Origin of the sequence: Streptomyces pseudogriseolus (genome assembly GCA_002154585.1) — a bacterium.
Taxonomy (GTDB): Bacteria; Actinomycetota; Actinomycetes; order Streptomycetales; family Streptomycetaceae; genus Streptomyces; species Streptomyces pseudogriseolus.
The window spans coordinates 1-11521 of the sequence record MUNG01000459.1 but is presented as its reverse complement, the minus strand read 5'-3'; the positions used below and the strand labels follow the sequence as shown (position 1 = coordinate 11521).

10 protein-coding genes and 1 pseudogene are annotated in these 11521 nt (G+C 72.1%); 8 read left to right on the top strand and 3 right to left on the bottom strand.

The window, feature by feature from the left end; genetic code table 11:
* Positions 1–61: 61 nt before the first annotated feature.
* The 3 genes and pseudogenes from CCN29_RS30940 to CCN29_RS30930 all read right to left on the bottom strand — a co-directional run.
* Positions 62–511: pseudogene (locus CCN29_RS30940) on the bottom strand (NADH-quinone oxidoreductase subunit C); the annotation flags it as partial.
* Positions 508–1185 (bottom strand): NADH-quinone oxidoreductase subunit B, encoded by a 678-nt coding sequence (locus CCN29_RS30935; protein WP_086685823.1) that lies wholly within the window; start codon positions 1183–1185, stop codon positions 508–510. The gene CCN29_RS30935 and the pseudogene CCN29_RS30940, both read right to left, overlap by 4 nt.
* Positions 1176–1568, bottom strand: a complete 393-nt coding sequence (locus tag CCN29_RS30930; protein ID WP_031062874.1) for an NADH-quinone oxidoreductase subunit A — start codon at positions 1566–1568, stop codon at positions 1176–1178. Before CCN29_RS30930 ends, CCN29_RS30935 begins: the two co-directional genes overlap by 10 nt.
* A gap of 240 nt (positions 1569–1808) precedes the next feature.
* Between CCN29_RS30930 and CCN29_RS30925 the strand changes: the two genes are divergently transcribed.
* The 8 genes from CCN29_RS30925 (at position 1809) to CCN29_RS30890 (ending at position 11350) form a co-directional block, all read left to right on the top strand.
* Positions 1809–3035, top strand: a complete 1227-nt coding sequence (locus tag CCN29_RS30925) for a sensor histidine kinase (protein ID WP_006133078.1) — start codon at positions 1809–1811, stop codon at positions 3033–3035.
* 110 nt (positions 3036–3145) lie between these two features.
* Complete coding sequence (locus tag CCN29_RS30920; RefSeq protein ID WP_086685822.1) at positions 3146–4510, top strand: sensor histidine kinase; 1365 nt, start codon at positions 3146–3148, stop codon at positions 4508–4510.
* Between the two features lie 223 nt (positions 4511–4733).
* Entirely contained in the window at positions 4734–5393 is a 660-nt protein-coding gene (locus CCN29_RS30915) for a response regulator transcription factor (protein ID WP_006133081.1), read from the top strand.
* 153 nt (positions 5394–5546) lie between these two features.
* Complete coding sequence (locus CCN29_RS30910; protein WP_039987566.1) at positions 5547–7475, top strand: 2-oxoacid:acceptor oxidoreductase subunit alpha; 1929 nt, start codon at positions 5547–5549, stop codon at positions 7473–7475.
* On the top strand, positions 7468–8526 hold the full coding sequence (locus tag CCN29_RS30905; RefSeq protein ID WP_006133084.1) for a 2-oxoacid:ferredoxin oxidoreductase subunit beta: 1059 nt from the start codon (positions 7468–7470) through the stop codon (positions 8524–8526). Before CCN29_RS30910 ends, CCN29_RS30905 begins: the two co-directional genes overlap by 8 nt.
* Positions 8527–8721: 195 nt before the next feature.
* Positions 8722–9576: an SDR family oxidoreductase gene (locus CCN29_RS30900; protein WP_031062880.1), complete on the top strand. Its 855-nt coding sequence runs from the start codon at positions 8722–8724 to the stop codon at positions 9574–9576.
* A 204-nt stretch (positions 9577–9780) separates the two neighbouring features.
* The gene (gene rarD / locus CCN29_RS30895; RefSeq protein WP_006133088.1) at positions 9781–10830 is read left to right on the top strand and encodes an EamA family transporter RarD; all 1050 of its coding nucleotides are present in this window, start codon (positions 9781–9783) and stop codon (positions 10828–10830) included.
* 46 nt (positions 10831–10876) lie between these two features.
* A complete protein-coding gene (locus CCN29_RS30890; protein WP_086685820.1) occupies positions 10877–11350 on the top strand; it encodes a VOC family protein in 474 nt (157 codons plus the stop codon).
* Positions 11351–11521 lie beyond the last annotated feature (171 nt).

The window sequence follows — 11521 nt, the reverse complement described above, 5'->3', positions numbered from 1 at the left end:
GGCGTCGACTTCACCGGACACCCCGGCCTCGACCACCTGCTGCTGCCGGAGAACTTCGAGGGGCGACCCGGGCCGCAAGGACGAAGTCCTTGCGCAGCGGGTGCCCCTCGAAGTTCTCCGGCAGCAGCAGGTGGTCGAGGCCGGGGTGTCCGGTGAAGTCGACGCCGAACATCTCGTGGGTCTCGCGCTCGTGCCAGGCCGCGCCCGCGTAGACGTCCACGGCCGACGGCAGGACGGGGGCCTCGTGCGGCACGGTGGTGCGAAGCAGCAGCCGCCGTACCGGGGAGAGGGCGGCGACGTGGGCGGCGACGCGGAAGCCGGTGCCGGGCTCGTCGACCGCGCTCAGCCAGTCGAAGAAGGTGCAGCCGAGGCGGTCTCGGGCGGCTTCGAGGGCGGGGATCCAGGCGTCGGACGGCACGTCGACGGTGAGGACCTCGTACGCCTCCTCCGCCGTGGCCTGCGCGCCGAACAGGTCCTCGACGTCCGCGGGGAGCCAGCCGACGGCGGTCATCCGGCCTCCCCCTCACCCTTGGTCGCGTCGTTCGCCGCGTCGTTCGCCGCGTCCTTCGGCACTGGCGGCGGGACGAGTCCGCTCTGCAGCGCCGCCGCCGAGGGACGCCCCGCGCCGGACGCGGACCCGTACCGCTCCCCGAGCGACTCGCGGGCGATCTTCTCCTGCAGCTTGAGGATGCCCTGGAGCAGCGCCTCGGGCCGGGGCGGGCAGCCGGGGACGTAGACGTCGACGGGGATGATCTGGTCGACGCCCTTGGTGACGGAGTAGGAGTCCCAGTAGGGGCCGCCGCAGTTGCTGCACGCGCCGAAGGAGATGACGTACTTCGGCTCGGGCATCTGCTCGTACAGGCGTTTGACCGCGGGCGCCATCTTGTCGGTGACCGTGCCGGAGACGACCATCAGGTCGGCCTGGCGGGGTCCCGGGGCGAACGGGATGACGCCGAGGCGGATGAAGTCGTGCCGGGCCATCGACGCGGCGATGAACTCGATCGCGCAGCAGGCGAGGCCGAAGTTGAACACCCACAGCGAGTAGCGGCGGCCCCAGTTGAGGACCACCTTCATCGGCTCGGGGGCGAGCCGGGCGAGCGCGCCGAGCCTCGCCGTGCCTTCGCCGGAGGGACGTGCGGGTTCCGGCAGCAGCACCGGCTCGGGGGCGGCAGGGTTCACGTCCATGTCAGGACGCCCTTCTTGTAGGCGTACAGCAGGCCCACGGCGAGGAAGCCGAGGAAGACGAACATCTCCACGAGGGTGGTCGCGCCGTAGCCGTCGGCGGCGAAGACGGTCGCCCAGGGGAAGAGGAAGATCGAGTCGACGGCGAAGATCACGTAGAGGAAGGCGTACACGTAGTAGCGGACCTGGGTGTGGGCCCAGCCCTCGCCGACCGGGTCGACTCCGCACTCGTACGTCAGGAGCTTCTCCGGCGTCGGCACCACCGGCCGCAGCAGGCGGCCCGCGCCGAAGGCGACGGCGACGAACAGCAGGCCGACGACGGCGAGCAGTCCGACGACCGAGTAGGACCGGAAGTAGTCCGCCGCGACGACGGTCGTTTCCCGCACGTCCGCCCCTCACTCCTCAGATCGGCGACCAGGCGTTCCCGCCTGTGCCCTGCCCTTGCTCCGTGCCGGTGAACGTCGAACGCCACGGTCCGACGATCTGTACGCACGGGAGTCTAGGCCCTGATAAAGGCACGGTAAGCAGCCCGTCGGGGCTTGGCACGCGGGGGTGGGGTTTTCCTCAGTTCAGCTTGGCGGTCCTCCTCATGGCGCGGGCACCCGGGCGCCGGGCAGGCTAGGCCCATGACCGAACCGATCCCGCAGCCGGCCGGACCGGGCGACCGCCCGCCGCCGGCCCGCTTCGCCTACGACTCGCACACGTGGAAGGAGATGGCGCATCTCCTGACGAATCTCCCGGTGTCGATCGTCGGCTTCGTCTACGCGGTGACCGCCCTGTCCGTCGGGGCGGGGCTGACGGTCACGGTGATCGGTCTGCCGCTGCTCGCGCTCGGGCTGACGGGGGCGCGGGTGCTGGGCCGGCTGGAGCGGGCGCGCGCGAGGGCGATGCTCGGGGTGCGGGTGGACGAGCCGAGCCCGCTGCCGTGGCGGCGGTCCGGCGGGTTCTGGCCGGGGCTGTGGCAGGCGGTCAAGGACCCGGTCGGCTGGCGGACGTTCCTCTTCATGCTGATACGTCTGCCGTGGGGCATCCTCACCTTCACCGTCACGCTGACCGGGCTGTTCGTGCTGTGGCCGGTGCTCGCGTTCGTGGTGCGGGCGATGGCCGACGTGGACCGGGCGATGGTGCGGGGTCTGCTCTCGCCGTCGGACGAGCTGGAGCGGCGCATAGCCGAGCTGGAGTCGGACCGGGGCGTCGTGGTGGACACGGCGGCGGCGGACCTGCGCCGTATCGAGCGGGACCTGCACGACGGGGCACAGGCGCGGCTGGTGAATCTGGCGATGGGTCTGGGCCTGGCCAAGGAGAAGCTGCTGGAGGACCCGGACGCGGCGGCGTCGATGGTCGAGGAGGCGCACGGCGAGGTGAAGCTGGCCCTTCAGGAGCTGCGGGACCTGGCGCGCGGCATCCACCCGGCGGTCCTCACCGACCGCGGCCTGGACGCGGCCCTGTCGTCGGTCTCCGCGCGCTGCACGGTACCGGTGACGGTCACCGTCGACCTGGAGGAGCGGCCGGCGCCCGCGATCGAGGGCATCGCCTACTTCACGGTCTCCGAGCTGCTCCAGAACGTCAGCAAGCACAGCCGGGCGCATGCGGCGACGGTGGAGGTGTGGCGGTCGGACAACCGGCTGTTCCTCCAGGTGCGGGACGACGGCGTGGGCGGGGCGAGCCTCGACGGCGGCACGGGCATGCGGGGTCTGGCCGAGCGGCTGGGCGCGGTGGACGGGCTGTTCGTCGTGGACTCCCCGGAGGGCGGTCCGACGACGGTGACGGCCGAGCTGCCGTGGCGCGACCGCTCCGGCACCCCGGCCGGGAAGGCGCCGGGCAGAGGGGCGCCGGCCCGCGGCCGCAGGTAGGGAAAACCCCCCGCCGAAGACTGCGACGGCCTTCATTCCCCGCCGACCTGCGGCGCAGCACCCTGGATGTACGACAGCACAGCCGCCGGACGAGGAGAAGGACGAAGCCGATGGCCACGGAGTACGGACAGGGCTACGGGCTCCCCACCGGGCCCGGACACGCGCGGGGCGTGGAGGGACGGCGGCACCGGATGCCGGCGGCGCTGCGGGCGCCGGTCGAGGGGCGCGCCTGGCGGGAGCTGGCCTACGTGCTGCTGAGCCTGCCGATCAGCATCCTGCTGTTCACCTACGCGGTCACGATGGTGTCGCTGGGCGCGGGCCTGATGGTGACGTTCCTCGGGGTGCCGGTGCTGGCGGCGGCGCTCGCCGGGTGCCGGGGCTTCGGTTCGGTGGAGCGGGCGCGGGCGCGCGGGCTGCTGGGCCTGGACGTGGGCGAGCCGGAGCCGCTGCGGCTGAGGCGGCAGGGGTTCATGGGGTGGGTCGGGGCGGTGCTGAAGAGCGGCACGTCCTGGCGGGCGCTGCTGTACTCGGTGCTTCAGCTGCCCTGGGCGGTCCTCTCCTTCACGGTGACGGTCACCTTCTGGTCGGTGGGCTGGTCGCTGCTGACGTACCCGCTGTGGTTCTGGGTGCTGCCGCTCTACGCGGGCCAGGACGGCATCCAGCTGTACGGCGACGAGCACCGCGCGATCTACCTGGACAACCCGTTCGAGATCGCGGTGACGGCGGGCGTGGGTCTGCTGTTCACGCTGGCCACACCGTGGATCGTGCGGGCGCTGACGACGGTGGACCGGCTGATGGTGCACGGGCTGCTGGGCCCGTCGCGGCTGGCGACGCGGGTGGTGGAGCTGGAGTCGGACCGGGGGGTCGTGGTGGACACGGCGGCGGCGGACCTGCGCCGCATCGAGCGGGACCTGCACGACGGGGCACAGGCCCGGCTGGTGAGCCTGGCGATGGACCTGGGTCTGGCGAAGGAGAAGCTGCGGGAGGACCCGCAGGCCGCGGCGCGGATGGTGGACGAGGCGCACGGCGAGGTGAAGACGGTCCTGCAGGAGCTGCGGGACCTGGCGCGCGGCATCCACCCGGCGGTCCTCACCGACCGTGGCCTGGACGCGGCGCTCTCCGCGGTCGCCGCGCGCTGCACGGTGCCGGTGCAGGTGGAGGTGGACCTGTCGGAGCGGCCGGCGCCGGCGATCGAGGGCATCGCCTACTTCACGGTCTCCGAGCTGCTGCAGAACGTCGCCAAGCACAGCCGGGCGAGCTGGGCGGCCGTGGAGGTGTGGCGGTCCGAGGACCGGCTGATGCTCCAGGTGGTGGACAACGGCGTGGGAGGCGCGGACCGGTCGCGCGGTTCCGGGCTGGCGGGTCTGACGGAGCGGCTGGACGCGGTGGACGGGATCCTCGTGGTGGACTCGCCGGCCGGCGGCCCGACCCGGGTGACCGCGGAGCTGCCGTGGCGGGTGGAGCGGACGCGATGACCGCGGGGTGAGGTGAGCGGTCCGGCGGGCGGGGCCGAGGCAGACGGCCGCCGACATGCGGCAGACGGCAGACGGCAGACGGCAGACGGCAGGCGACACCCCGGATCGCGTCGCCCCGGCCCGTCCTCCCGCGGATTGCTGGAATGCTGGACCCGACGACCGGGCCCGCCACAAGGGCGGGCCCGGAGCCGGGTTCCGGGGGGACGAGGACGTGGAGGACAGGGTGCGGGTGGTCATCGCCGAGGATTCGGTGCTGCTGCGGGAGGGCCTGACGCGGCTGCTGACCGACCGGGGGCACGAGGTGGTGGCCGGGGTCGGCGACGGGGACGCGCTGATCAGCACGGTCGACGACCTGGCCCGGGAGGGCCAGCTGCCGGACGTGGTGGTGGCCGACGTGCGGATGCCGCCGACGCACACCGACGAGGGCGTGCGGGCCGCGGTGCAGCTCCGCAAGAGCCATCCGGGTGTCGGGGTGCTGGTGCTGTCGCAGTACGTGGAGGAGCGGTACGCGACCGAGCTGCTGGCCGGCTCCAGCCGGGGCGTCGGCTATCTGCTGAAGGACCGGGTGGCCGAGGTGCGCGAGTTCGTGGACGCGGTGGTCCGGGTGGCGCAGGGCGGCACGGCGCTGGACCCGGAGGTGGTGGCGCAGTTGCTGGGCCGCAGCCGTAAGCAGGACGTGCTGGCGGGGCTCACCCCGCGCGAGCGCGAGGTGCTGGGGCTGATGGCGGAGGGGCGGACGAACTCGGCGATCGCCCGGCAGCTGGTGGTGAGCGACGGCGCGGTGGAGAAGCACGTCAGCAACATCTTCCTGAAGCTGGGGCTGTCCCCGAGCGACGGCGACCACCGGCGGGTCCTGGCGGTGCTGACGTACTTGAACTCCTGAGGGGACGGCGGCGCGCGTCCCGGCGCCGGGTCCACCATCTGGTTCCTTCCCTCGAATGTTTCATGGTGGGCCCCCCTCACGGTCGTAGGGTTTATGCGGGGAAGGCCTGCGGGAAGGCCGTCCCGGACAGCCGCCTCGAGGAGGTCCAGTTCAGTGACCAGCCAGGTCAGCAGCCCAGCGGAGCAGACCGACGGAACAGTCGTAGGGGAGCAGCGCACAGCGGCGGGGGCGAAAGATGTCCGCCGGCTCGACCGAGTGATCATCAGGTTCGCGGGGGACTCGGGTGACGGGATGCAGCTCACCGGTGACCGTTTCACCTCGGAGACCGCGTCGTTCGGCAACGACCTCTCCACACTGCCGAACTTCCCCGCCGAGATCCGTGCCCCGGCCGGCACGCTGCCGGGGGTGTCGTCGTTCCAGCTGCACTTCGCCGACCACGACATCCTCACCCCGGGTGACGCGCCGAACGTGCTGGTGGCGATGAACCCGGCCGCGTTGAAGGCGAACATCGGCGATCTGCCGCGCGGCGCGGAGATCATCGTCAACACCGACGAGTTCACCAAGCGGGCGATGGCGAAGGTCGGCTACGACACGTCTCCGTTGGAGGACGGGTCGCTGGACGGCTACCAGGTGCACCCGGTGCCGCTGACGACCCTCACCCTGGAGGCGCTGAAGGAGTCCGGCCTGCCGCGCAGGGACGCCGAGCGCAGCAAGAACATGTTCGCGCTGGGTCTGCTGTCGTGGATGTATCACCGGCCGACCGAGGGCACGGAGAAGTTCCTGCGGGCGAAGTTCGCGAAGAAGCCGGACATCGCGGCGGCGAACATCGCGGCGTTCCGGGCGGGCTGGAACTTCGGGGAGACCACGGAGGACTTCGCCGTCTCCTACGAGGTGGCGCCGGCGGCAACGGCGTTCCCGCCCGGCACCTACCGCAACATCTCCGGGAACCTGGCCCTGGCCTACGGCCTGATCGCCGCCTCGCGTCAGGCGGACCTGCCGCTGTTCCTCGGCTCGTACCCGATCACACCGGCCTCGGACATCCTGCACGAACTGAGCAAGCACAAGAACTTCGGCGTGCGCACCTTCCAGGCGGAGGACGAGATCGCCGGGATCGGCGCGGCGCTCGGTGCCGCGTTCGGCGGATCGCTGGCGGTGACGACGACGTCCGGGCCGGGCGTGGCGCTCAAGAGCGAGACGATCGGGCTCGCGGTGTCGCTGGAGCTGCCGCTGCTGGTGGTGGACATCCAGCGCGGCGGCCCGTCGACGGGACTGCCGACCAAGACGGAGCAGGCGGATCTGCTGCAGGCGATGTACGGCCGCAACGGCGAGGCGCCGGTCCCCGTCGTCGCGCCGCGCACCCCGGCGGACTGCTTCGACGCCGCCCTCGAGGCGGCGCGGATCGCGCTGGTCTACCGCACCCCGGTGTTCCTGCTGTCCGACGGCTATCTGGCCAACGGCAGCGAGCCGTGGCGGATCCCGGAGCTGGAGGAGCTGCCCGATCTGACGGTGCAGTTCGCGCAGGGCCCGAACCACACGACCGCCGACGGCGCGGAGGTGTTCTGGCCGTACAAGCGCGACCCGCACACCCTGGCCCGCCCCTGGGCCATCCCCGGCACACCCGGCCTGGAACACCGCATCGGCGGCATCGAGAAGCAGGACGGCACCGGGAACATCTCCTACGACCCGGCCAACCACGACTTCATGGTCCGCACCCGCCAGGCGAAGGTCGACGGCATCGACGTCCCCGACCTCGACGTCGACGACCCGGACGGCGCCAGGACCCTGGTGCTGGGCTGGGGATCGACGTACGGGCCGATCACCGCGGCCGTGCGCCGCATCCGCAAGGAGGGCGGCCGGATCGCGCAGGCCCACCTGCGCCACCTCAACCCCTTCCCCCGCAACCTCGGCGAGGTCCTGCGCGGATACGACACGGTGGTGGTCCCCGAGATGAACCTCGGGCAGCTCGCCACGCTCATCAGGGCGAAGTACCTGGTCGACGCCCGCTCCTACAACCAGGTCAACGGCATGCCGTTCAAGGCGGAGCAGCTCGCCGCGGCGCTGAAGGAGGCCATCGATGACTGACGCCGACACGCTGCTCCAGCTCGTGCCCAAGGCCGAGGGCAAGCAGACGATGAAGGACTTCAAGTCCGACCAGGAGGTGCGCTGGTGCCCCGGCTGCGGTGACTACGCCGTGCTGGCCGCCGTGCAGGGCTTCATGCCGGAACTGGGCCTGGCCCGGGAGAACATCGTGTTCGTCTCCGGCATCGGCTGCTCCTCCCGCTTCCCGTACTACATGAACACCTACGGGATGCACTCCATCCACGGCCGCGCCCCCGCCATCGCCACCGGCCTCGCCACCAGCCGCCGTGACCTGTCCGTCTGGGTCGTCACCGGCGACGGCGACGCCCTCTCCATCGGCGGCAACCACCTCATCCACGCCCTGCGCCGCAACGTCAACCTCAAGATCCTGCTGTTCAACAACCGCATCTACGGACTGACCAAGGGCCAGTACTCCCCGACCTCCGAGGTCGGGAAGATCACCAAGTCGACCCCGATGGGCTCCCTGGACGCGCCCTTCAACCCGGTGTCCCTGGCGATCGGCGCGGAGGCGTCCTTCGTCGCCCGCACCGTGGACTCCGACCGCAAACACCTCACCGAGGTGCTGCGCCAGGCCGCCGACCACCCCGGCACGGCCCTGGTGGAGATCTACCAGAACTGCAACATCTTCAACGACGGCGCGTTCGAGGTCCTCAAGGACAAGCAGCGGGCCCAGGAAGCGGTCATCCGCCTGGAACACGGACAGCCCGTCCGCTTCGGCACCGACGGTTCCAAGGGCGTCGTCCGCGACCCCGCCACCGGCGACCTGAAGGTCGTCGCGGTCACACCGGACAACGAGGCGGACATCCTCGTCCACGACGCCCACACCGCGTCCCCGACGACCGCGTTCGCCCTGTCCCGGCTCGCCGACCCCGACACCCTGCACCACACCCCCATCGGGGTGTTCCGCTCGGTGGACCGGCCGGTCTACGACACCCTCATGGCCGACCAGCTCGACACCGCCGTCGACCAGCACGGCAAGGGCGACCTCGCCGCACTCCTCGCCGGCGGGGACACCTGGACCGTCGTCGGCTGAGCACCGACGCAAAAGGGCCCCGGCATCCGCGTGGATGCCGGGGTCCTTTCGCGTGCGGGTTCCGGACCCCTTCCGTGCGGGCGGCGAGCCGGCTCAGGCGAAGTCGTGGATCGCGACGGGACGAGATCACTTTCCAAAAGTTAGCGCCCGTCGTATGGTTAGTGCACACACGCACCTCTGAGGAGTGGTCGCATCATGAGCATCGTCGTCACCGGAGCCAGCGGGAAGCTCGGCCGTCATGTGGTGGAGCAGTTGCTGGAGAAGGTCCCGGCCGAGCAGGTCACGGCCGTCGTACGCAGCCCGGAGAAGGTGGCGGACCTCGCTGCGCGCGGGGTACGGGTCGCGGTCGCCGACTACAACGCGCCCGAGACCTTCGACGGCCTGTTCGCGGCCGGCGACAAGGTCCTGCTGATCTCGGGCAACGAGTTCGACAAGGGCAGGGTGCGGCAGCACTCCCTCGTCATCGACGCGGCCAAGGCGGCCGGTGTCGCCCTGCTCGCCTACACCAGCGCCCCCGCCACACTGACCGCCACGCTCGCCGACGACCACCGCGGCACGGAGCGGGCGCTGCTCGACTCGGGCGTGCCGTACGTGCTGCTGCGCAACGGCTGGTACCACGAGAACTACACCGAGAATTTGGCCCCGGTGCTGGAGCACGACGCGGTGGTCGCCGCCGCGGGCGAGGGCCGGATCTCCTCCGCCTCCCGGGCCGACTACGCGGCCGCCGCCGTCGCCGTCCTGACCGGCGAGGGGCACGAGAACGCGACGTACGAGCTGGGCGGCGACGAGGCGTGGAGCTTCGCCGAGTACGCGGCCGAGCTGAGCCGGCAGACCGGCCGGGAGATCACCTACAACCCGGTCACGCCCGAGCAGCTGACCGGCATCCTGGTCGGCGCCGGGCTGCCCGAGCCGATGGCGGCCATGTTCGCGGGCGTGGACGCGGCGATCGCCGAGGGTCAGCTGGTGGTCGACAGCGGTGACCTGTCCCGGCTGGCCGGCCGTCCGACCACCCCGCTCGCCGAGGCCGTCACCGCCGCGCTCAAGGACTGACCCGGGTCCCCGCCGGCGGGAACGCCCCGCTCCGGGGGTACCCCCGAGCACCCTGCGGGCCGCCACCCCCACCGTCATGACCGTATGCCGGTACGGACATGACACGTGGGGGTGTGCGGCGTTACCGTCGTCCGGGTGGGTCCGCGCGCGCGTCGGCGGTCCCCCGGACGACTACGGGACGCGTGGAACATGAAGGAGGGGCCCGTGACCGGGAAGCCGGCCGCAGAGCGGCGCACTGGACTGCTGAACGGCTTCGCGGCGTACGGGATGTGGGGGCTCGTCCCCCTGTTCTGGCCCCTGCTCAAGCCGGCGGGCGCGGTGGAGATCCTCGCCCACCGGATGGTGTGGTCGCTGGTCTTCGTCGCCGCCGCGCTGGCCGTCGTGCGCCGCTGGGCGTGGATCGGCGAGCTGGTGCGGCAGCCCCGCAGGCTGGCGCTGATCACGGTCGCCGCGGCCGTCATCACCGTCAACTGGGGCGTCTACATCTGGTCGGTGAACTCCGGGCACGTCGTCGAGGCGTCCCTCGGCTACTTCATCAACCCGCTGGTCACCATAGCCATGGGCGTCCTGCTGCTGAAGGAACGCCTGCGGCCCGCCCAGTGGGCCGCCGTCGGGATCGGCGCCCTCGCGGTCGTCGTCCTCACCGTCGGCTACGGCCGGCCGCCGTGGATCTCCCTGTGCCTCGCCTTCTCCTTCGCGACGTACGGGCTGGTCAAGAAGAAGGTCAACCTCGGCGGCATCGAGTCGCTCGCCGCCGAGACCGCGATCCAGTTCCTGCCCGCCCTCGGCTACCTGGTGTGGCTGGGCGCGCAGGGCGAGTCGACCTTCGGCGCCGAGGGCGCGGGGCACGCGCTGCTGCTCGCCGCGACCGGCATCGTCACCGCGCTCCCCCTCGTCTGCTTCGGCGCCGCGGCGATCCGCGTGCCGCTGTCCACGCTGGGGCTGCTCCAGTACCTGGCGCCGGTCTTCCAGTTCCTGCTCGGCATCCTCTACTTCAAGGAGGCCATGCCGCCGGAGCGCTGGGCCGGTTTCGCACTGGTGTGGCTGGCGCTCACCCTGCTCACCTGGGACGCCCTGCGCACCGCCCGCCGCGCCGCCCGCGCGTTGTCCGGGCGCCGCGCCGGTGCGGGCGACACCACCGTCACGCCGGGCGCCGGAGGGGCCGTGCCGGCCGCCGCCCCGGCCACCGCGCCGCCGAGCGAGGCGGAGACCGCGGGGGCGGAGACCGCGGGGGCGCTGGAGGCCAAGCCGTAGCGTGCGGCGGGACGGCGTTGTCGGTGCCGTCCCCTATAACGGGCGTATGACGCAGACACCTACGCCGGTTACGCCCGTGCACTGGAAGGTCGTCGTCGACGCGGCCGACCCGCACGCCCAGGCGGACTTCTGGGCCGCCGCCCTGCACTACGCGGTCGAGGACCACAGCGCGCTCATCGAGAAGCTGCTCGCCGCGGGCGCCGTCCCCGAGGCGCTCACCGTCGAGTCGCACGGCCGCCGCGCCTGGCGCGACCTGGCCGCCGTCCGGCACCCCGACGACCCCTACGAGGAGGAGAGCGGGACCGGGCGCGGGCGGCGGCTGCTGTTCCAGCGGGTGCCCGAGGAGAAGACGGTCAAGAACCGCCTCCACCTGGACCTGCACCCCGCTGGGGACCGCCGTGACGAGGAGTCGGCCCGGCTCGAGGCGCTCGGCTCCCGTGTGCTGCGGCGGGTGGAGGAGCCCTCCGGGAGCTGGATCGTGATGGCGGACCCGGAGGGGAACGAGTTCTGCCTCCACTAGGTGACGACCAGGTGACCTCGGCGGCTCTTCGTGAGGTCAGGTCATCCTCGCTGGTCGCGGGCGCGGGCGGAGTCCAGTTCCTCCGCCTCGTCGGCGGCGGGGCCGCCCTCGGCCGCCAGTTCGGTCCACAGCGCCGTCAGCTCACGGCCCAGTTCCAGCCCGAGCAGCGGG